Below are 21,231 nucleotides of genomic sequence, written 5' to 3' on the forward strand. Positions count from 1 at the left end.
TTTTCAGCACATAACGCCTGTCGGGCGAAATTACAAGCCAAAGCGGGATTACAGGCGTTAAATAGCCTTAATCCGTTCATATACCCTCGATTTTTAACGATATACCGCATAATATCTCATCGCATTTCAAAATGGAACAATATTAAGCAGACCAAAATTCGTTCCCATATCGAAATTGCTACATTAGGTAAATTAGCTCACTAAAATAACAACCTATGGTTGCTTGTTTTTCTATAATATGTCCTTAGAAACGCTATAAACGCTATTGGTAGAAATATTTCGCCAGCCGACGTTTGTGAAACAAATCTGAATACGCGGTCGACGGTCCACACTCCCGTTAGGCTGTAGAGTGGATATATTGCACGATGTTCGATTCTCGTGAAAAAATTGCGCTTTTTATTGACGGCGCCAATTTATACGCAGCATCCAAGACTCTGGGCTTTGACATCGATTACCGCAAGCTTCTGAAGGCGTTTCAGAAGCGCGGTTATTTGCTGCGCGCTTATTATTATACGGCGCTTGTTGAAGATCAGGAATATTCCTCGATCCGCCCACTGATCGACTGGCTGGATTATAACGGTTACAAGGTGGTCACCAAGGCCGCCAAGGAATTCACCGATTCGACGGGTCGCCGCAAGGTAAAGGGCAATATGGACATCGAACTCACCGTCGATGCCATGCAGCTCACCGACACGGTTGATCATTTCGTCATCTTCTCCGGCGACGGCGATTTCCGTTCGCTCGCAGAAGCCCTGCAGCGCAAGGGCCGCAAGGTTTCCGTCGTTTCGACGCTGACGACCCAGCCCGCGATGATCTCCGACGAACTGCGCCGTCAGGCCGATCATTTCATCGATCTTGTTTCGCTGAAGGCTGAAATCGGTCGCGATCCTTCGGAGCGCGCGCCACGCCGCCAGGACGACGATCTCGAAGAGAATTATTGATATCGGTCAGGGTTCGATCCATGCACCAGCATGAATTTTGAGCCCTCCCGACGAATAATCCACTTTTCTACCTGAATCAAAAAGAGCGCCTGACGGCGCTCTTTTTCTTTGGAATGCGATCAGCCCCGGTCGCGGAGCAAGCGGGCCTTTTCGCGGCCCCAATCGCGCTTCTTTTCCGTCTCGCGCTTGTCATGATTCTTTTTACCGCGCGCCACGGCCAGTTCCAGCTTCGCGCGTCCGCGATCGTTGAAATAGAGCTTCAACGGAACGACCGTCATACCGTCGCGCGATACGGAGTTGAACAGGCGCGATGCTTCGCGGCTGCTCACCAGAAGCTTCCGCAAACGGCGCGGCTCGTGGTTGAAGCGATTGCCCTGCGTATATTCCGGAATATAAGAGTTGATCAGCCAGAACTCGCCATTCTCGAAGCTGGCATAGCTTTCAGCGATATTCGATTGATTGGCGCGCAGGGACTTCACCTCGGTGCCGGTCAAAACCAGACCAGCCTCGAGCGTGTCCAAAATCTCGAAATTGAAGCGCGCCTTGCGGTTTTCCGCGATGATCTTGCGTGCAGGGGAATTCTTCGGCTTGTTCATAACTGCACTATATAATGTGTTGCATTTAAAATGAAAACGCTCCCGCGACGGCGGGAGCGTAAAAATCAGCAGCTTGCAATTCTTTTAACGAGCAGCCACGCGAATGCCTGTTTAGTTGATGAGACCTGCATGCTTCATGGCGTGATCGATCTTCTCCGCCGTCGAAGCTTCGACCTGCACCATTGGCGAGCGCAGGCTGTTTTCGACGCGTCCAAGACGCGACAACGCATATTTCGGGCCAGACGGGTTCGGCTCGATGAACAGCGCCTTGTGCAGCGGCATCAGACGGTCCTGCAGTTCCAGCGCCTTGGCGAAATCGCCAGCCTGGCAGGCATCCTGAAACTCGGCGCATAGACGCGGCGCGATGTTTGACGTCACCGAAATGCACCCTACCCCGCCATGGGCGTTGAAGCCGAGCGCGGTCGCATCCTCGCCCGAAAGCTGGATGAAATCCTTGCCGCAGGTGCCACGCTGTTCTGAAACGCGCTCGATCTTGCCGGTCGCATCCTTCACACCGATGATGTTCTTGTGATCGCGCACCAGAGCGCCCATCGTTTCCGGCGTCATGTCGATGACCGAACGGCCCGGAATATTGTAGATGATGAGCGGAATGGAGATCGAACGCGCAACCTGCGAGAAATGTTCGTAAAGTCCACGCTGGGTCGGCTTATTGTAATAAGGTGTAACTACCAGCACGGCGTCGGCGCCAGCCTTTTCGGCATGCTGCGCGAGTTCAATCGCCTCGACAGTATTGTTCGAACCGGCACCCGCAATAACCGGCACGCGACCGGCGGCCACCTCGATGCAAACCTCGATGACGCGCTTGTGCTCGTCATGGGAAAGCGTCGGCGTTTCGCCGGTGGTGCCAACGGGAACGAGACCTTTGGTGCCCTCTTTTATCTGCCAGTCAACGAATGCACGAAAAGCTTTTTCATCGAACGCTCCTTCACGATCGAATGGCGTGACAAGCGCGGTAATTGAGCCCTTCAGCATCAGTAACTCCTGAAAAAGATAGACAGAACCTCAAACCGCAGGGGCGCTCGACCTCATATGCGGTTTGCGGAGGCGTTGAACAATAGTCTTGCAGCACGAATGGAGCAAGCACATTGCAAGCGGAAAACAGGGGTATTACGGCAGATTTGCGACGAAAATTCCGGCTTTATTCCAATGTTATCTTCGCTCATCCCGACAGCCCGTAAAGCCCGGTATTCCGCATGGCCGTTTCGTCGCCGTTTGCACTATCTTATAAAGCTTTTATTAATCATAGTTTCATTCCTTGGGGCCTATCCTTGACGACAAAATATGCGGGCGAAATGAAAGGCTAACAAAAGCCGAATTTTGCTAACATATTTTGCAGCAACCAAGTCCCGGCTGGCCGGATTTTTGTTTCAGAGTGCGGATGTCTAAAGAAGTCGTAGCGATCAGTATCAGACGAAAAGCCCTGCTTGCAGGATGCCTTATTGCGGTTGCCGTGCAGCCGTCAGCGTCGTTTGCGCAGTCGTCACTGCCGACCCAAGTGCCGACCCCACTCGCGCGCCCGTTTGCGCCTGCCGCAGCACCGTCTCCGGCGTCGCCGATGAATCTCGTGACGCCAACGCCGCGTCCCACCCCGCCCGATCCGGTTATCACCTCGTCATTCAGCCGCGTGGAAAATCCGGCGGCCATTGGCGGCACGCTGAAAAGCGGGCTTGATGCGCTTTATTCGAAAGATGTTGCAAGTGCGGTTGCCTTTCGCAACGGCATGCCACGCGGTTCGCTCGACCGGCAGATTCTGACCTGGGCCATTGCGACCTCGGGCGTCGAAGGCGTCACCAGCAGCGAAATCGCCGCTGCGACTGCCGAACTGCCCGGCTGGCCCGGCATTTCCACACTTCAGCGCAATTCTGAACGCGCCCTATTCAAGGAAATCCCGCCCGCGGGAACCGTCATGGCGGCATTTGGCAGCCGTCGCCCGGTGACTACCGAAGGCATGATCGTGCTCGCTCGCGCCTATGTCGGTATCGGCAATCCCGGCAAAGCCCGCGAACTCCTGTCTCCCTGGTGGGCAACGCAGCGCCTCTCGTCTGAAGACGAGCAGAAAGTGCTGAAGGAATTCAACGGCATCCTGACACGGGAAGACCATCAGCGGCGTTTTCTGCGCGCGATCTATAATGACCGTATGGCATCGGCAAAACTGCTTGCCGGTCCCGCGCAAGCCCAGTCGCTGTATAATGCTTTTGCAGCCGTCTCGCAGAAATCGCCCACCGCAGCGGCGACGATTGCCGCCGTGGACCGTTCGTGGCAGGCGAATGCGGCCTATCAGTTTTTGAAGATTCGCTATCTGCGTCGCACTGAGCGCTATGATGACGCGACCGAGTTGATGCTGAAAGCGCCGCGTCAGGCAGCCATGCTGGTCGATCCGGACGCATGGTGGACCGAACGGCGTATTCTGTCGCGCGAGTTGCTCGATCTCGGCAAGCCGCAACTGGCCTATAAGGTAGTCGCGGCCCACGCTGCCGAATCGCCAACAGTTGCCGCCGAAGCGGAATTTCATGCTGGCTGGTATGCGCTCCGCGCGCTCAAGCAACCCAAGACTGCCGCACCGCATTTCGCCAGAATTGCCGAAATCTCCGCCCGTCCAATTTCCGCGTCCCGCGCCTATTATTGGCTCGGACGCGCTGCGGATGCGGGAAGCGGCGGCAATGCGCGCGATTTTTATCGTCGCTCGGCCCATTTCGGCACGACATTCTATGGCCAGCTTTCCGCAGCCAAGCTGGATGAAAAGGCGCCGGAACTGATCTATCCGAAGCCGACCGAGACGGATCGCGCGCGCTTTGCCAACCGCCATGCGGTGCAAGCCATCAAACGTCTCGAACAAATCGGTTATGCCACCAAGGCGACATCCATCTATACGCAGCTTTCGCAGGAACTCGACAGTGTCGGCGAACTGGCTTTGCTGGCCGTCATGGCAGAGCGCAACGAGAACCATTATCTGGCACTGCGTGTCGGCAAAACCGCAGCCCTGCGCGGGCTGGATGTGGGTGCGCTTTCGCATCCGCTCGGCGCCATTCCGGCCAGCGCCAATATCAGCGGCTCGGGCAAGGCGCTTGCCTATGCCATCGCGCGTCAGGAAAGCGAGTTCAATGTCGGCGCAGTTTCGAAGGCCGGTGCACGCGGACTGTTGCAGCTGATGCCTGCGACCGCCAAGAGCGTCGCAACGCGCAACGGCATGCCCTTCTCTGCACCGCGCCTCACGAGCGACGCAGGCTATAACGCGACGCTCGGCGCACATTTCCTGGGTGAACAGCTCGACCGTTTCAACGGTTCTTATGTGCTGACTTTCGCCGGATATAATGCCGGACCGCGCCGCGCATCGGAATGGGTCGAGAAATATGGCGATCCGCGCGGCCAGTCGATTGAAGAGGTCGTGGATTGGATCGAGCGCATTCCCTATTCGGAAACGCGCAATTATGTGCAACGCGTGATGGAAAATTACGAAGTCTATAAAGCGCGCCTGACCGGTTCTGCCGATATCGAATCCGATCTGGTTTACGGGCGCCGCTAGAGCGGTTCCGATTATGCTTCGGATTTTTTCGTAGGCTTCGCCTTCGGCTTGGCTGGAGCCTTCCTGGCTCTGGCTGGCCGTTTGGCCGCTGGCTTGATCGTGGTCTCCACAAGCCTTTCTGCCTGGCCGATCCAGTTTTCGCGCACGATTCGGCGCGGGAACCCGATGTGACGTTCGACCCATGCAGCTTCCTCATCCGACCAGTTTGCGATCTGGTCATAATGATAGACGCCAAGCCCATTCAGCATCGATTGAATAGCCTTGCCTATTCCGCTGATCGCGGTCAGTTCGTCTGCTTTGCCTTCGCGCGGCGCATCCAGCAGTTCCGGGCGGCCCGGATCTTCCGGCTCACTCTGTTCTTCCGGTTGGACCGGCTGCACCGGCAGCGGCCCGCCAACGACTTCGGCATCCGGCACAGGCGCTTTCTTCGGCGCGCTCGCCTTTACGGGCTTCTTGTCTTTCGTGAGCGGCGCGGTCACCGCCTCTTTCACAGGCGCGGGCTGAACCGGCTCCGGCTTCTCATCCACGGCTGGAGCCGAAAGCGCAGCCGCGACGATTGTGCGTTCCTCGTCGGTCATGGCCTTGTTCTTGCGTCGGAACAATCTGCCCAGAACGCATCCGACGATAAACGCCACTGCAACAAGGATCGCCAGTTGAATGATCAGCAACGGCATATCGGTTTCCCTCGTATTCTGTACTACGCGCCCTAACCTCTCGATTCGGCGCATTTTATTCTCCAGGCTCGCTTTGAAGCCCGCACAGCTCGCAATGGCGGCTCTATTTACGACCGCTCAGCCATCCGACAACGATCCCGATCAATACCGCCGCGAGAAGAACGGGCCAGAATGTTTCAGCAAGATAAAGCATCAAAACCTGCACTGGGTTTCATAGGTCAATTCCAATCCGTCAGTCATAATAAGAAAGCAAAAATTGAAACAGCGAAACTGTCATTTTCGAACAGGAAAGTCGCTGGATTAACCTACCGCAACGGAAGATTTTATTCGCAGAATCACGGCTCAACCAAATCTGATGCCGCCAGTTTCAAATCGAATGGCAGCGGCTTGGACAAAATATCCGCCATCGACCGATATTGCTCAGCACTGGCCGCCTTCCCTTTTATCGAAAGCGATCCGTCCGTGATCGTTATCTCGCCACCGGCAAGTCCCTTGGTCAAAGAGAGCGCAAACAGCACACCGTCGGAAAATTGTGGCCAGCTGCCGCGCGCCAGCGCCATTTCATCGTCGAGCGACAGGCCCGGTGCAACCGCTTCCGCAGCCTCCATAATCCGGTCGCGCAAGGCGTTTTCAGGGATAGAGCCGGTGAAAACCAAACCGTCATTGCTCTTCTCTATCTTAAAAACATAAGGCGACGCGGCCGGCAGAACCGATGTGAGGTCGGTGATATCGTTTACTCCCCACACAGCGCTCAATGCAGCACGTGCAGCGTCTTGCGCTGCCGGGTCGGGCGCGATGCCCTTCAGGGTGACATCGCGGCCTTCAATATCAAAACCCGTCCAGACATAGGGCGCCAGCGCTTCGGAGGTGCGGCTGGAAATATCGGTCTGAACACGATCCACGCCGAACCACAGCGCCAGCGCCGTCAGTGTTGCGGTCCACGTTAGCCCCGGCCAGAACCAGCTTTTCATGTCGCCTCACCTTCCGTGTCTGTGATCCGCTTCGTCCGAGCGGCGCATTTCAATAGCTCGTTCGTACAAAGACAGGACATTCCACAAATGCAAGAGCCGTTCGAATCAGAGAACAACAAAAAAACCCGGCAGCTGAGCTGCCGGGTTTCCTGTAACCAATCCGTAAAGGATTAGAACGAACGCTGGAAGCGGATGGTGCCGCCGATTGCGTCCTTTTCGGTGATGCCACCGTCATAGGCGCGCCAGTCGTTGCTGAAGCGGGTGTAGTTGATTTCTGGCGTAATGGTGAAGCCAGGAACCAGCTCGTAAGCAACGTTAGCAGCAATTGCGGTCTTGCCCCAATCGTCATGCGCGCCCTGAAGGTTGAAGACAGCCTTGTCGGTTGCCTTGAACTTCAGACCACCCCAGACAGCCCAATCGCCGCCCCACTGGCCGTACATCTGGTCCGGATTTTCTTCCGAAGCGTATGCACCCTGCAACCAAACCGAGAAGCGGTCGGTGATGTTGACGTCGCCACGAACCTTGGCAGCCCACTCTTCGATGACCGAGTCGTAAGCCACGACGCCAGCGATCGAACCCCAGCCGCCAGCATACTTCAGGCCGCCAACAACGTGTGGCATGTAGCCGTCGATTGCGTAGTCGCCAGCGCCCGTAAAGCCACCGTCGTTGTCCGCACCCTGTTCAAGAGCGATCACAGCCGAGAAGCCGTTGCCGCCAGTGAAGGTGTACGAGATCTTGCCCGTGCGGTATGCGCCAGCAGAGACCACGTCATCGTTGATGATGTCGCCGAGGTAACCGGTGAAGGTGTGGAATTCCGACTCATCGATACCGACCTTCAGGCCGCCGAGTTCGATATAAGCGAACTGCATAACGACGTCGGAAGAGTTCGAGCCATAAACGCCGTCTTCACGCGAATTAGCCGAAGCATAGTTGAAGCGGGTTTCGGTGAAGGTCTTCAGCGTGCCGAGTTCGGTTTCCGAAGCGGTCGAGGTGCGGAGCGCGAAACGAGCGCCCTTATCCCAACCTTCACGGTCCTGACCGGAATAGACGTTGTCGCCGCCCTTTACGTCGTAACGGACGTAACCATGGATGCGCAGGCAGGTTTCGGTGCCCGGGATGTAGAAGTAGCCAGCGCCGTATGCGTCGCAAACGCGAACATATTCAACGGCTTCGGGCTCTGGCGCGACGATTGCGTCGGCAGCCTGAGCGCCGGAAGCTGCAACCAGAGCTGCAGCGGAGCCGAGAAGAAGGCTCTTGATGTTCATTTCTGACCTCCAGTCAAAGTTAAAAACGGGTCTGGGCATTTTGATTTGGCTGAAGGACAACCTGTCCCCATCCCCTTGTGAAAAAGTCGCCCCGAAGCGCTCCTTCTTCTGGATGTGAAGATACTCGCCCGTTCCCTCGTTTCAACTGCGAATACGGCTTACCCGCCCCGGCAAGCCCTCTATGCAGAATGGTTGTTGCAGAAAAGACACGAAATTGTCAGCTTTGGTGGCCCTTCTTTAGAGTTTATTAACATTCCTAACCACGAATTAACCGATCTTAACGATTGAAAACGTAGATTTTTTTTAAGTTAAGCGCCAAAACAGCGTCGAGATTCCACCATTTGCCACCTGGGAACAGAAAGTGTCCTGCGGATGTCCGTAACTTGGTGATTCCTCTTGTGAGAGGCCGAATCTCTAATGTTCTGAATGGCATGATTGTGCGACGGACCAATGAAGAGCGCATAGCCGAAACGCCGCAAATCAAGCCTGCACCATGGTTGCCTTATATATAATGCGTGTAATTCGCAGGAAATTTTACCAGCTGTTGCGTAAATCGCTTGAAATGCCTCGGCGTACCGGCTATCTCGCCCTTACCGGAGAGGTGGCCGAGTGGTCGAAGGCGCTCCCCTGCTAAGGGAGTAGACCTCATAAGGGTCTCGTGGGTTCGAATCCCATCCTCTCCGCCACTAGCTGCAATCAGCTTTCCAACTCCTTCCCCAAAATCATCGATAGTATCGTCTCTTTGAGCCGTTTCTCGACGCATATTCAGGCCGTGCGATGCGAGCGTTTTTGACACTTTGAATCTCGAAAATACGTAACATACTGATTTATAGGTATTTTCTGGTTTCCCTCCGATTCTTGACTGGAGGTCAGAAATGAACATCAAGAGCCTTCTTCTCGGCTCCGCTGCAGCTCTGGTTGCAGCTTCCGGCGCTCAGGCTGCCGACGCAATCGTCGCGCCAGAGCCCGAAGCCGTTGAATATGTTCGCGTTTGCGACGCATACGGCGCTGGCTACTTCTACATCCCGGGCACCGAAACCTGCCTGCGCATCCATGGTTACGTCCGTTACGACGTAAAGGGCGGCGACAACGTCTATTCGGGTCAAGACCGTGAAGGTTGGGACAAATCAGCTCGCTTTGCACTCCGCACCTCGACCGCTTCGGAAACCGAACTCGGCACACTCAAGACCTACACTGAAACCCGCTTCAACTACCTCGCGAACAACTCGCGTATAGACGGCGTATACGGCACCACCGATTCTGAAGTTGTACTTCAGTTCGCTTATATCGAACTCGGCGGCCTGAAGGTCGGTATCGATGAGTCGGAATTCCAGACCTTCACCGGTTACCTCGGCGATGTCATCAACGATGACGTGGTCGCAGTTGGCGGCTATCGCACGGGCAAGATCTCGTACACCTTCACCGGTGGCAACGGCTTCTCGGCTGTGATCGCTCTTGAACAGGGTGACGACGGCTTCACCATCGACGGCTACATGCCGCACGTTGTTGGCGGCCTGAAATATGCAGGCGGCTGGGGTTCGATCGCTGGTGTCGTAGCTTACGACTCGGTCATCGAAGAGTGGGCTGCCAAGGTTCGCGGCGACGTCAACATCACCGACCGTTTCTCGGTTTGGTTGCAGGGCGCGTACTCGTCGGAAGAATCTCCGCTGCAGATGTACGGCCAGTGGGGCGGCGATTGGGCTGTCTGGGGTGGTCTGAAGTTCAAGGCAACCGACAAGGCTGTCATCAACATTCAGGGCGCGCATGACGACTGGGGCAAGACCGCAGTTACGGCCAACGTTGCTTACGAACTGGTTCCTGGCTTCACCATCACGCCAGAAGTTTCCTACACCAAGTTCGGCGGCGAATACCGTAATGTCGTTGACGAAGACAACGCTTTCGGCGGCATGGTCCGTTTCCAGCGTTCGTTCTAATCAGATCGAGCTTGAACAGAAAGACGCCAGCGGGAAACCGCTGGCGTCTGCAATCGTAGAATCGTTGTTCACAGAGTTGTGAAACCACCCGCCTCGAAATGGGGATTTCGGCCGGTGGCGATGAGGGGAATTACCGAGAAACAGAAAGATGGGGACAAACGGGGGGCCTTAAACAAGGATCGCACCATGTCTCTGCATAAAATTAGCCTACTTATCTTGTGCTTCTTAAATTATTCCATTAGTTGTGCAGCCCGGAGAATGCCGGGGGGCGCAAAATGATAACTATTGGGGAAACCAAAGTCGGTTCTGGTGACAAATACGCGCCAATCATCGACTACAATCTGAACTACGCATCCGACAGAAGCCAAAACCATCGCCTCGTAGAGAAATTCTCCATCGCCGAGTTGACGGGAAAATATATAAACATTCTGTGGGATGACGGCTCGCACAAGTATAATGTGAGGTCGTTTCTCGGCGAGATTGACGAAATTCTGAAGGGCGAACGCTTTTCAGGTTTCGATCAGGAAATGCTTGATTCCCTTATTGGCACGCTCCGTGAGCGCGGCAACAGCAATGCAACCATCAACAGAAAGATGGCTGCGCTGAGCAAGCTGCTGCGAAAGGCGCATAAAATGGGGGATATCTATAGTCTGCCGGAGTTCGTCCGACAGAAAGAACGGGTCGGACGCATCCGTTTCCTCGAATATGAAGAAGAAAAGCGCCTGTTCGCCGCAATTAAATCGCGCTGCGAAGACAGTTTCCGTCTTGCCGTATTTCTGGTTGATTCGGGCTGCCGTCTTGGCGAAGCCATCGGTTTGACCTGGAACGATTTGCAGGACCATCGCGTCACCTTCTGGCTCACCAAATCCAACAGAAGCCGTACCGTTCCCCTCACCCGCCGTGCTGCAAAGGCAACGAAGATCGCACATGAGCGCCTCAAAGGCCCATTCTCGATGCTCAATCAGGTTCGGTTCCGCCAGATCTGGAACGAAGCCAAGATGGAAGTCGGCCTGGGCACTGACGATCAGGTCGTACCGCATATTCTGCGCCATACCTGTGCTTCGCGCCTCGTTCGCGGTGGGATCGATATCCGCCGTGTGCAGATGTGGCTCGGTCATCAGACACTGCAAATGACCATGCGATATGCGCATCTGGCTACGCATGATCTCGATTCCTGTGTGAAAGTGCTGGAGATTCACTAGGGATTTCCGGCCAACGTCTGGAGCGCCGACAGGGACAAATCGGGACACATCTGATTTCGATTACGCTGCGGTGCGAGAATCGTAAACAAAAACAACGCGATTGGATTACTCCACGCGGACGCAGCCCTTCGTAGAGTTGTGGTTTAATGCCTTAAAACATGTCTTCCATATTTGACTGCATCCTCTTCTCGCGACAGCACTGGAAGCGGAACTCTTAATATCGGCCTCATCTGCCATTGCGGTTCGGAAGCCGAAACGCACCTCCTTAATGGAGCGGTGCGAATTCCTCAGTCCTTACGACCACGCATTCTTCTGTGGTTTCCGCTTTGCGTCGGGCACGCCTTAGCCGGCCAGTGATTGAAAACACACTCCGAAAAAGCGTCCTCGCCTCCTACTATCGCGCCTCGAACCTTTATCGACCGCCTTCGTCAAAACGACACGACGGAACACGCCGCACAGCTGATCGCAATAAACCTCGCATCAACAGTACCCGATTGAAAATCCGGGATCGTCAGCGCTTTCTCAGCTAAATGAAATTGATGCGTTGACCACATCACGAATGCCGCCAACCCTGATCACCTATTTTAATAACCAGCAAATGGACCGCTAAACACGCCTTTCTCACCATTCTGGTGGAACCGACGGGCAGGTCTTGCTATGCCTGATTATCGGGAGGACGAACGGCCATGCGGCAGCAGTTGCGGACCATCTCGCCCGACCGAGCCGCCTTCATTGCCTGACGGAAAGCTGACTGGATATCGCCATGGGATCACCCCGCCTCACGCCTCTTGTGGAAAAGCTGCCTTCAACCGTGCCGTTTGTCGGCCCCGAAACGCTGGAATTGCAGCGCGGCAAACCGTTCAAGGCCCGCATTGGCGCCAATGAGAGTAGTTTCGGCCCAGCACCTTCGGTGATCGAAGCGATGCAGCGCGAAGCTGCAGAGGTCTGGAAATATGGTGACCCGGAAAATTACGAACTGCGCCATACCATCGCCGGGCATCACGGCTTGAAAGCCGAGAATATCATGCCCGGTGCTGGCGTCGACGCCCTACTTGGTCTGGTCGTTCGCCAGTATGTTCAAGAGGGTGACAAGGTCATCAACTCACTCGGCGGCTATCCGACCTTCAATTATCACGTCGCAGGTTATGGCGGCGCGTTAGTGACGGTGCCTTATCGCAATGATAAATCGGATCTGGATGGCCTGCTCGCTGCTGCAAAGCGCGAGAATGCAGCCATCGTCTATGTGGCCAACCCGGATAACCCGATGGGGACCTGGCACGAAGGCGCCGACATTCAGTCATTCATCGACGGGCTTCCGGAAACGACGATGCTCATTCTGGATGAAGCCTATTGCGAGACCGGACCGGATTCGGCCTTCCCACCTTTCGAAACAGATCGCCCAAATATTCTGCGCATGCGCACCTTCTCCAAGGCTTACGGTTTGGCGGGCATTCGCTGCGGTTATGTCGTCGGCAGCACTGAAGCGATCCGCTCATTCGACAAAATCCGCGACCATTTCGCCGTCAACCGTGTCGCGCAGGCAGCAGCTATCGCAGCGCTGAAAGATCAGGCCTATCTCAAGGACGTTGTCGGCAAAATCCATGCCGGTCGCGACCGTATCGCTGCCATTGCCGCGGCCAATGGCTTGAGCGCCATCCCTTCGGCAACCAATTTCGTGGCTATTGACTGTGGACGCGATGCAGCCTTCGCCTCCGCCATTATGAATGGACTGATCGCGCGCGATGTTTTCGTGCGTAAGCCCGGCGCACCGGTTCTCGACCGCTGCATTCGCGTGAGCGTGGGAATCGAAGAGCAGCTGGATGTCTTCGAAGCCGCCCTGCCCGGCGCATTGGAAGATGCCCGCCAGTCCGTCAAAAGCACCGAAACCGTTTGAACAGCGAGCCATCATGTCCAGTTTATTGAATGGCAGACCCTATAACGTTCTTTTCAGCACGCTCGGTGGCCTTTGCGGCGCGCTAGCAATTGCTGCCTATGCGGGCGCTGCCCATGGGGGTGAAAACCACCTCGGCAGCATAGCACCTTTGCTTCTGGGGCACGCGCCAGCCCTGCTCGTGCTGGCCCTATTGGCACCTGCAAGCCGCGCAGCCATGATCGGCGGCGCACTTCTGGTCGTAGGCCTTGCACTCTTCTGCGGTGATCTTTTCATGCGCGATATCACCGGCAATCGGCTGTTTCCCCTTGCCGCGCCGACAGGCGGAAGCCTGATGATTCTTGGCTGGCTCGGTGTTGCGCTGACCGGCTGGTTTTCACGACAAAAATAAAGGGCCTCACGGCCCCTTTTTCTTAAAGTGTGTCGCGTTCAGTCATATTCACGCGACACATTTTAAGCTTTTGTTTTTACGCATGTCTCCCGAAACTGGTTCCCACTTCGGGAGACATGCTTTAGATCAGGAATTGCCCTTGAGGCGTGCATTGCAAAGGCTGTAATAGCCGCCGCCCTTCTGCACCCACTTCAGGCCGCCAAGTGCATTGGCATCCTTCAATGCGTGATACTGCTCAAGGCAGGTGTGCATGCGCGCCTTGCCAGCCGATTCATTCGAATATTTCGCAGAAACGGCAGTTGGGAACTTCACGCCCTTTGGAGCCGCGACGGTTGGTGCAGCAGGTTCGCTATTGCCATCCGTGCTGAGCGCAATCGGATCGGCTCCGGCGCCGCATTCGGCCTTACGGAAATCGTTCCACTTCACGCCACCATCTGTGCCTGCGTCCTTGGCAGCCTGATATTTGGCGCTGCACTGCTTCATCGTCAGGCCCTTGGCGCTGTCATCAGCGGCAGGGGCTGCCGTTTTTGCAGCCTTGGCGGCTGGCGCTGCTGCGGCGGGTGCCGCCGGAGCAGCTGCGGTATCGTCGTCGCCGCACTGCGCTTTGCGGAAGTCGTTCCACTTCAGATTGCCGAGCGTTCCGGCGTCTTTGGCGGCCTGATACTTGGTGCTACATTCCTTCATCGTCAACGCGCTTGCAGGCGACGAGAAGGTAAAAGCCGCTGCACCCATAATGATGGCGGTGCCTGCCAAAGCTGTGATGGTTCGAATGGACATTGCGTCACTCCCTATCGAATACGGCCCCTTGGATCGCGAGACACCGGATTGATGCTTCCCGACCAATCTCTATTGCATATGCAGGGATTCTATATTCCTCAGCATATGCCGGAATTAAGAAGAACGCAGGCCCAACCTGTTGCTCCTGTTCATTCCTTTTCCGCGCCAACATTGCTCCTGGCAAAATTGACTGTCAATCGTTTGCTTAATATTACAGGCTCTGGCAATACAAATTTTCTAACGATCATTTTCGGCCCGTTATGGTTACCGCCTTCATAGTAACGACATAGTAACGTCATCAAATTGACCCCTTTCTATTTAAGCAGAAACTGCATTAAGGACGGTGGACGATGCCACAGCGTATCATGATTATCGGTGGCGCCGGTTCAGGAAAATCAACGCTGGCGCGGGAACTGGGCCAGATGCTGGACCTGCCGGTCATCCACATCGACACCATCTACTGGCAGCCCGGCTGGGTGATGCGTTCGCTGGATGAAATCGCGCGTCTGACAAAGGAAGCGGCGGACCGTGAGGCCTGGGTTTTTGAGGGCAATCACAGCCATACCATGGCCTATCGCGCCTCGCGGGCCGACATGCTCATCTTTCTCGATATTTCAACTGCTCGTCGCCTCTGGCGGATCATCTGGCGCATCGTGAAATATCATGGCCGCACCCGACCGGATATGGGCTTAGACTGCCCGGAGCGTTTTGACTGGGATTTCATCAAATGGGTGGTCGATTATCGCAAAAATGGGCGAATTCGCGCCCTGAAATTCATGGAAGAGGCCCCAAATCGCCTGATAAAGCGCCATTTACGCGAGCCCCGCGAAGTGGACGCTTTTCTCGACAGCATTCGTCGCGAAACAAAACAAAAGCAAACCGACCATAAAAAGTAGCGAGCCAATAAAGGCAGGCGTAAAATAGCAATATTGCAAATGATGCCAAGGCGCTCTGGCACTGCTATATTCCATGCGTCTCCCAAGACTTGACGCTCGTGTACGATCATTGCAACAATGACCCTATCGGCACAGCGCAATCATCTGTTAAACGAGCGCCGGACCCAATCCGGCTTTTGACTTTTGAGCCGGTTTTCCGGCTCTCGCTGCTGGAGTCCGAACGTGGCCAATATCGCAGATAGCGCCGCTCCGCTTGCCGGTGTGCCCAATACAATGAGCCACGACCGTCATCGCCTCTACGAAGACGCGATGGCCATGCTCATTGGCACGTCGTTCATCGCGCTCGGCATCAATCTCTACAGCCATGCAACGTTGATGACCGGCAGCACCGCCGGTATCGCCCTTCTCATTCAATATGCGACGGGCACAAATTTCGGCCTGCTCTATTTCCTGATCAACCTGCCTTTCTATTATTTTGCCATCCGGCGCATGGGATGGCCATTCACGATCCGCACCTTCGTTGCGGTCGGCATGTTGTCGGGTTTTGCCTGGCTTATACCGCAGAGCGTCGATTTCAGCACGGTCAATCCGCTGTTTGCAGCGCTGATGGGCGGCACCTTGATGGGAATGGGTGTGTTGGCACTTTTCCGCCACCGCTCCGGCGTCGGCGGCGTCAATATTCTGGCGCTCTATCTCCAGGACGCTTATAAAATTCGGGCGGGCTGGTTTCAGCTCGGCCTTGATCTGGTGATCATGCTGGCATCACTGTTCTTCATCCCGTGGCAGAACATGGCGCTGTCCCTGCTGGGCGCAGTGGCGATGAACCTCATCATCGCGATCAATCACAAGCCGGGCCGCTATCTCGGCATGAGCTGATGCAAAAAAGCCGCCTTCGAAGGCGGCTTTTGTTTCCGGTCATGACTTTCGCAGTATCAGTGCGTGGTCATCCATTCGCGTGCATCGCGAAGGGCTGCGGCCAGTTCAGTCTTGCTCATTGTAGCGGCAACCTGATTGCGCATCCGGGCGGCCTTCTCGTTGCCGCGAATGGCAGCGATGTTGAGCCACTTATGGGCTGCGACCACGTCGATCTCGCAATCACGTCCGATTGCAAACTTCATGCCCATTTCCAGAAGAATGCGGTCCTGCGAGGCGATCTTTTGCTGCTGCGTAAAGCTCTGAAACTGTGCCATTTTTCTTTGTCCCTGTTAAATCCCGAGAACCGTCCGGTCTTTCTTTCGTGGCGGTTGCTACCGCTTTGAAAACGCCGTCTCTGTCGTTCCGTTCATGATGTCTAGAATAGAGCTCAGGGCTGAAATGCGCGTTAAACCAGATGCTTAACGTCTGACCAACAAAATCCCAACAAGGTGTAAACTTGGGATTTTGTTAAACATCCAAGCCTCGCGGATTGCTGGGTTTTTCCAAAAATTCAATTCAAATCCGCTCGGTGCATGGAAACCGGATGATAACCATAGGACAAACGCTGTCCGTCGGATTGGTGCATTTCGACGTTTACACATGCGCAGAGAATCCCTTCACCAACGCTCCCGCGAGAGTGAAAATTCCACTTCCGCTCTTGCGAAATCTCGTTTACGTTTACGTTTGCGTAAGTCATGGCGATTGGGGGAGAACACTGTCGTCTTGCAAAACCGGCGCAATCCGAGGCTTTGCGATCAGGCAAAGGCCCCGGTTTACGGCGACCACGGCAAATGAATAAAGCGGTTTGCGCCATATCCCGATGGAGCGGGACTGGCGCACATTGGGAGGAATGAATGATCCGCACTCTTATTCTTGGAATGACACTTGCAGCCAGTTTCGCCGCGCCCGCCCTGGCGGAGGAAGGCATTGTGGGCAGCTGGAAGCGCCCGAACGGCACCATCATCAGCTATGCGTCCTGCGGCGGCAACAAATTCTGCGGCACGGTCATGACCGGCGAATACAAGGGCAAGTCCATCGGCACCATGTCCGGCACGGGTGGCAGCTATAAGGGCGAAGTCAACAAGCTCGACGAAGGCAAGACTTATACGGGCAAGGCATCGGTGAAGGGCAACACGCTCTCCTTGTCCGGCTGTGTGCTCGGCGGTCTGATCTGCAAGAGCGAAAGCCTGACGCGCCAATAATTGCGGCGACAACAGTCACCAAACGAAAAGGGCGACCTGAACAGCCGCCCTTTCCTTTTATTCCGCGTTTAGCGCGCTTTCTGGCCGAAGAGAATCTTCTGCGCTTCCTTGTCGTTAGCGAGATTGGATTTTTCGCGCTCTTCCTTACCGACAAGCAGACCGCGCGCGACGGCCGGACGCGCGTTCATGGTTTCATGCCAGCGCTTCACGTTCGGGAAATCATCGAGGTTCTGCTCGTAGTTCTTGAAAGCATTCACCCAGCCGATACTGGCCATATCCGCGATGGAATATTCGCCGGTGATATAATCCTTGCCTTCGAGCTGACGGTTCAGCACGCCATAAAGACGGTTGACCTCATTGGTATAGCGGTCGATGCCATACTGCACCTTTTCCGGCGCATAGAGACGGAAGTGCCCCGCCTGCCCGGACATCGGCCCGAGCCCGCCCATCTGCCACATCAGCCATTCGTCGACGGCCACGCGCTTGCGTTCGTCAGTCGGGTAAAACTTACCGAACTTACGTCCAAGATATTGGAGAATAGCGCCGGATCTGAAAACCGAGATCGGTTCGCCGCCCGGACCTTCAGGATCGATGATCGCTGGCATGCGGTTGTTTGGGGCAATCTTCAAGAAGTCCGGTTTGAACTGGTCGCCCTTGCCGATATTGACATATTTGACCTCGTAAGGAACGCCCAGTTCCTCCAGCATGATGCTGATTTTGACGCCGTTCGGCGTTGGCCAATAGTACAGCTCGATGGGCTTTGTCTGTTCAACCATGGGCTTTCTCCAACTCGTTCGAGTGTGTGCAACAGATTTGTGCGGGAGGCGTCCCGCGTTCCAATGATGGGAAACATAAGACCCATTTCGACAGGCACAAGACCAATCCGGCGCATTTAACGGAACATCAATATTTTTGAACCGCACATGAACGACCGTATCAGCTGCGGTTCAGGCGCGCTCGCTAAACTGGGCAACAACAAGGACGGATTTGAACCTTTTGGGGGCTTTCATGTTGCTCAGGCGCCTGACGATCGTTTGTCTGCTCATTGCCGGATTGGCGGTTGTCGCTGGCGTCTTCGCAGACAGGAAACACGATAGCTATCGTGACCAGACGATGTTCGGCCCGCTGGCTTCCATGCAGGTCAAGACGGGGAAACAGCCATGACCAGAACCATTCGTTCCAGTGCCGCAATCGCGCTGCGCGTATTCCTATTCACAGCGATTTTCACCGGCCCGGCGGCAACCTTCGCCTATATGCAAATCGGCGAGCACACCAAGATGAGTGGCGTCGGCCTGGTGCTTTATGTCAGCCTGCAACGCACCGCATAATCTGCTTCATTTTATGGTCATGGACTCTGCTATACTAAGCCATGACACAGCAGAATCGAACAATCATTTCTCAATGAAATCAAAACGCCGTCGCCGGTCGAGCCGGAGGTGTTTACCGATGCGAGCGCGGCGGTTGCCGCGCTGCAAAAGCTTTACGAGCGCAATACGGGTTTTCTGCGCAATGCTTTCGAGAAAGTGGCGCGCGGGGAAATACCTGCCCAGCGATACCGCGCCTTCTACCCCGAGATTTGCCTTTCCACGTCGAGCTTCGCGCATGTGGATTCGCGTCTGGCTTTTGGCCATGTTTCGACGCCGGGCGATTATTCCGCCACCATTACCCGTCCCGACCTGTTCGACCATTATCTGACCGAGCAAATCCGCCTGCTGATGCGCAATCACGGCGTGACGGTCACGGTGCGCAAATCGTCCACACCGATCCCGATCCATTTTGCCTTCATGGAAGGCACCTATGTGGAGGCCTCGGTCGCGAGCGCCTTCCAGCATCCGCTGCGCGATTTGTTCGACGTGCCGGATCTGGCGGCCACCGACGACAAGATCGTCAATGCAGACTTTGAACCCGCGCCGGGCGAACCGATGCCGCTTGCGCCCTTCACGGCACAGCGCATTGATTATTCGCTGCACCGGCTGGCGCACTACACGGCGACCAGCCCGGCGCATTTCCAGAACTTCGTACTCTTCACTAACTACCAGTTCTACATGGATGAGTTCTGCGCCTATGCCCGCGATTTGATGGCGCAGGGCGGCGGCGGTTACGAACAGTTCGTGGAACCGGGCAATCTCATTACCCGTGCGGGCGAAGCCGCGCCGAGCAGCGGCACCCCATTGGGACGCCTGCCGCAGATGCCAGCTTATCACCTGCAGCGCTCCGACCATTCCGGCATCACCATGGTGAATATCGGCGTTGGACCTTCCAACGCCAAGACAATCACCGACCATATTGCCGTGCTGCGTCCGCATGCATGGCTGATGCTCGGCCATTGCGCAGGCCTGCGCAACAGCCAGCAGCTTGGCGATTACGTGCTGGCCCACGCTTATATGCGTGAGGATCACGTTCTCGACGACGACCTGCCGGTGTGGGTTCCCCTGCCCGCGCTGGCGGAAATTCAGGTCGCGCTGGAAGAAGCGGTCGAAGAAATCACCGGCCTCGAAGGCTATGATCTCAAGCGCATCATGCGTACCGGCACCGTTGCCACCATTGACAATCGCAACTGGGAACTGCGCGACCAGCGCGGCCCGGTGCAGCGTCTTTCGCAGGCACGCGCCGTAGCGCTCGACATGGAATCGGCCACCATCGCCGCCAACGGCTTCCGCTTCCGCGTACCCTACGGCACCCTGCTCTGCGTTTCGGACAAGCCGCTGCACGGCGAGTTGAAGCTGCCGGGCATGGCGACCGAGTTCTACAAGCGGCAAGTGGCGCAGCATCTGCGCATCGGCATCCGCGCGGTGGAAAAGATCGCCGCCATGCCGGATGAAAGGCTGCATTCGCGCAAGCTTCGAAGCTTCTACGAGACGGCGTTCCAGTGAGGTTAGGGCAGTAGGGGAGTAAGGGAATAGGTGAGTAGGTCTTTGGGAATGCGGCCTCAGCACCAACATACTCCCTTACTCCCCTATTCCCCTACTGCCTTCCGTCCATCATCACGCCGTAATCCATCCCTAAAGGCATCTCATGTCGAAAAGCCGTGAGAATATCCCCTTCCTGTTGCTGCTTGCCGCTGTAGCGGTATCCATCCCGCTCGTGCTGGGATTTCTCGGTGCGGTCCATCCGGCGCTCGATTCGTTTTCGCATTTTCGGGCACATCTCGCGGTTCTGATGATCGTGCTGGCTCTGCCGCTGCTGTTCACCAAGATGCGGCGCGAAGGTGCGATGTTGCTGCTGTTCGCCATCATGGCGCTCAGCACCACGCTCGGCATGGCGCGTGATTTTCTCAGCGGTACGGCAGGCGCAACCTCAGCCGGAGCATCAGGGCCGCGCTATAGCCTCGTTCAGATCAATCTGCGGGAGGACAATCCGGAGCCAAAGCGCATCTTGCAAATGATCGCTCGCGAAAAGCCGGACATCATCACCTATCAGGAAGCCAGCGAGCAGTGGACGAAGTGGCTCGATATTCTCCAAGGGACTTATCCCTATCGCCTGCATTGCCGTAAGGATCCCCGCACTTGGGGCGTGGGTATACTGTCCCGCCGTCCTTTCGTTGAAGGCGCACAACCTGTTTGCATCGGTGATGGCGTGCTCGCTATCGCCCCCGTCGATCTCGGCGGCTCGCATATCAATGTAGCTTCACTGCATTTTTCATGGCCATGGCCGCGCTGGCAGCCCTATCAGCTTGGCTTCATAGAGCCGGGCTTAAGGGAGTTGGCTGGGCCGACGATCATCGCTGGTGATCTGAACGCCGTGCCGTGGAGCAATACCGTTCGCCGGATTGAGGCCGCGTCGAAGACCGCACATATGACAGGCATCGGGGGAAGCTGGTTCCCGTCGTTCCTGCCGGTGTCGCTGGCGCCTTTTCTCGGCCTGCCTATCGATCAGATTTTCACAAGCCCGGATATTGTTGCGCCCAGGGCTGCAGCCCGCGAAGATGCCGGGTCGGATCACCTGCCCGTTCGGCTGGACTTTTCGGTCCCAGCCCCGGTGCGCCCGGACGAAGACGAACCGGAAACGCAGTCCGTCATGCTGCAATAGAAG

At 55.9% G+C, this 21,231-nt stretch carries 21 protein-coding genes and 1 tRNA gene; 14 read left to right on the top strand and 8 right to left on the bottom strand.

Translation table 11 applies throughout. From position 1 onward, the window contains the following. Positions 1-365: 365 nt before the first annotated feature. Entirely contained in the window at positions 366-941 is a 576-nt protein-coding gene (locus tag QLQ11_RS05015) for an NYN domain-containing protein (RefSeq protein ID WP_109368640.1), read from the top strand. A gap of 119 nt (positions 942-1,060) precedes the next feature. Here the strand turns inward: QLQ11_RS05015 and smpB are convergent, their stop codons facing one another. Together smpB and dapA are read right to left on the bottom strand one after the other, a co-directional pair. Continuing rightward, entirely contained in the window at positions 1,061-1,537 is a 477-nt protein-coding gene (smpB, locus tag QLQ11_RS05020) for an SsrA-binding protein SmpB (RefSeq protein WP_109368639.1), read from the bottom strand. 111 nt (positions 1,538-1,648) lie between these two features. Next, on the bottom strand, positions 1,649-2,530 hold the full coding sequence (dapA, locus tag QLQ11_RS05025) for a 4-hydroxy-tetrahydrodipicolinate synthase (protein WP_109368638.1): 882 nt from the start codon (positions 2,528-2,530) through the stop codon (positions 1,649-1,651). Positions 2,531-2,936: 406 nt separating this feature from the next. On the opposite strand from dapA, the gene QLQ11_RS05030 reads away from it, so the two are divergent. After that, positions 2,937-5,081, top strand: a complete 2,145-nt coding sequence (locus tag QLQ11_RS05030; RefSeq protein WP_283735782.1) for a lytic transglycosylase domain-containing protein — start codon at positions 2,937-2,939, stop codon at positions 5,079-5,081. 11 nt (positions 5,082-5,092) lie between these two features. Here QLQ11_RS05030 and QLQ11_RS05035 read toward each other — a convergent pair whose 3' ends face one another. From QLQ11_RS05035 to QLQ11_RS05045, 3 genes are all read right to left on the bottom strand, one after another. Beyond that, a complete protein-coding gene (locus QLQ11_RS05035) occupies positions 5,093-5,755 on the bottom strand; it encodes a 50S ribosomal protein L21 (protein ID WP_283735781.1) in 663 nt (220 codons plus the stop codon). Positions 5,756-6,090: 335 nt separating this feature from the next. Further along, positions 6,091-6,726 carry a BON domain-containing protein gene (locus QLQ11_RS05040; protein WP_283735780.1) on the bottom strand — a complete coding sequence of 212 codons (636 nt, stop codon included), beginning with the start codon at positions 6,724-6,726 and terminating at the stop codon, positions 6,091-6,093. A 170-nt stretch (positions 6,727-6,896) separates the two neighbouring features. Continuing rightward, positions 6,897-7,991 (bottom strand): porin, encoded by a 1,095-nt coding sequence (locus QLQ11_RS05045; protein ID WP_121535555.1) that lies wholly within the window; start codon positions 7,989-7,991, stop codon positions 6,897-6,899. 595 nt (positions 7,992-8,586) lie between these two features. Between QLQ11_RS05045 and QLQ11_RS05050 the strand changes: the two genes are divergently transcribed. The 5 genes from QLQ11_RS05050 to QLQ11_RS05070 all read left to right on the top strand — a co-directional run bounded on the left by QLQ11_RS05050 (position 8,587) and on the right by QLQ11_RS05070 (position 13,409). Then, positions 8,587-8,677, top strand: a tRNA-Ser gene (locus QLQ11_RS05050). A gap of 189 nt (positions 8,678-8,866) precedes the next feature. Then, on the top strand, positions 8,867-9,925 hold the full coding sequence (locus tag QLQ11_RS05055) for a porin (protein WP_121535552.1): 1,059 nt from the start codon (positions 8,867-8,869) through the stop codon (positions 9,923-9,925). A gap of 275 nt (positions 9,926-10,200) precedes the next feature. Then, positions 10,201-11,127 (top strand): site-specific integrase, encoded by a 927-nt coding sequence (locus tag QLQ11_RS05060; protein WP_109368632.1) that lies wholly within the window; start codon positions 10,201-10,203, stop codon positions 11,125-11,127. A 763-nt stretch (positions 11,128-11,890) separates the two neighbouring features. Then, positions 11,891-13,021, top strand: coding sequence for a pyridoxal phosphate-dependent aminotransferase (locus QLQ11_RS05065; protein WP_121535549.1), 1,131 nt, complete (start codon positions 11,891-11,893; stop codon positions 13,019-13,021). Between the two features lie 13 nt (positions 13,022-13,034). Further along, positions 13,035-13,409: a DUF423 domain-containing protein gene (locus tag QLQ11_RS05070; protein WP_109368630.1), complete on the top strand. Its 375-nt coding sequence runs from the start codon at positions 13,035-13,037 to the stop codon at positions 13,407-13,409. Between the two features lie 126 nt (positions 13,410-13,535). Here QLQ11_RS05070 and QLQ11_RS05075 read toward each other — a convergent pair whose 3' ends face one another. Then, positions 13,536-14,186 carry an antifreeze protein gene (locus QLQ11_RS05075; protein ID WP_109368629.1) on the bottom strand — a complete coding sequence of 217 codons (651 nt, stop codon included), beginning with the start codon at positions 14,184-14,186 and terminating at the stop codon, positions 13,536-13,538. Between the two features lie 350 nt (positions 14,187-14,536). Here QLQ11_RS05075 and QLQ11_RS05080 point away from each other — a divergent pair, with 350 nt between their 5' ends. Both QLQ11_RS05080 and QLQ11_RS05085 read left to right on the top strand, forming a co-directional pair. Then, positions 14,537-15,082 carry a DNA topology modulation protein FlaR gene (locus tag QLQ11_RS05080; protein WP_109368628.1) on the top strand — a complete coding sequence of 182 codons (546 nt, stop codon included), beginning with the start codon at positions 14,537-14,539 and terminating at the stop codon, positions 15,080-15,082. Between the two features lie 222 nt (positions 15,083-15,304). Further along, on the top strand, positions 15,305-15,958 hold the full coding sequence (locus QLQ11_RS05085) for a YitT family protein (RefSeq protein ID WP_109368627.1): 654 nt from the start codon (positions 15,305-15,307) through the stop codon (positions 15,956-15,958). Positions 15,959-16,014: 56 nt separating this feature from the next. Here QLQ11_RS05085 and QLQ11_RS05090 read toward each other — a convergent pair whose 3' ends face one another. After that, complete coding sequence (locus QLQ11_RS05090; protein WP_109368626.1) at positions 16,015-16,272, bottom strand: hypothetical protein; 258 nt, start codon at positions 16,270-16,272, stop codon at positions 16,015-16,017. Positions 16,273-16,851: 579 nt separating this feature from the next. Here QLQ11_RS05090 and QLQ11_RS05095 point away from each other — a divergent pair. After that, complete coding sequence (locus QLQ11_RS05095) at positions 16,852-17,199, top strand: DUF2147 domain-containing protein (RefSeq protein WP_109368625.1); 348 nt, start codon at positions 16,852-16,854, stop codon at positions 17,197-17,199. Between the two features lie 68 nt (positions 17,200-17,267). Here QLQ11_RS05095 and QLQ11_RS05100 read toward each other — a convergent pair whose 3' ends face one another. Then, the gene (locus tag QLQ11_RS05100; RefSeq protein WP_371835927.1) at positions 17,268-17,975 is read right to left on the bottom strand and encodes a glutathione binding-like protein; all 708 of its coding nucleotides are present in this window, start codon (positions 17,973-17,975) and stop codon (positions 17,268-17,270) included. Positions 17,976-18,207: 232 nt separating this feature from the next. Here QLQ11_RS05100 and QLQ11_RS05105 point away from each other — a divergent pair, with 232 nt between their 5' ends. The 4 genes from QLQ11_RS05105 (at position 18,208) to QLQ11_RS05120 (ending at position 21,228) form a co-directional block, all read left to right on the top strand. Beyond that, a complete protein-coding gene (locus tag QLQ11_RS05105; protein WP_167836020.1) occupies positions 18,208-18,363 on the top strand; it encodes a hypothetical protein in 156 nt (51 codons plus the stop codon). Beyond that, positions 18,360-18,527, top strand: a complete 168-nt coding sequence (locus QLQ11_RS05110) for a hypothetical protein (protein WP_171318949.1) — start codon at positions 18,360-18,362, stop codon at positions 18,525-18,527. The genes QLQ11_RS05105 and QLQ11_RS05110 overlap by 4 nt, the downstream gene beginning before the upstream one ends. 78 nt (positions 18,528-18,605) lie before the next feature. Continuing rightward, the gene (locus QLQ11_RS05115; protein WP_371835944.1) at positions 18,606-20,072 is read left to right on the top strand and encodes an AMP nucleosidase; all 1,467 of its coding nucleotides are present in this window, start codon (positions 18,606-18,608) and stop codon (positions 20,070-20,072) included. A 142-nt stretch (positions 20,073-20,214) separates the two neighbouring features. Then, complete coding sequence (locus tag QLQ11_RS05120; protein ID WP_371835928.1) at positions 20,215-21,228, top strand: endonuclease/exonuclease/phosphatase family protein; 1,014 nt, start codon at positions 20,215-20,217, stop codon at positions 21,226-21,228. Positions 21,229-21,231 lie beyond the last annotated feature (3 nt).

Origin of the sequence: Ochrobactrum sp. SSR (assembly GCF_030067775.1) — a bacterium.
GTDB lineage: Bacteria > Pseudomonadota > Alphaproteobacteria > Rhizobiales > Rhizobiaceae > Brucella > Brucella teleogrylli.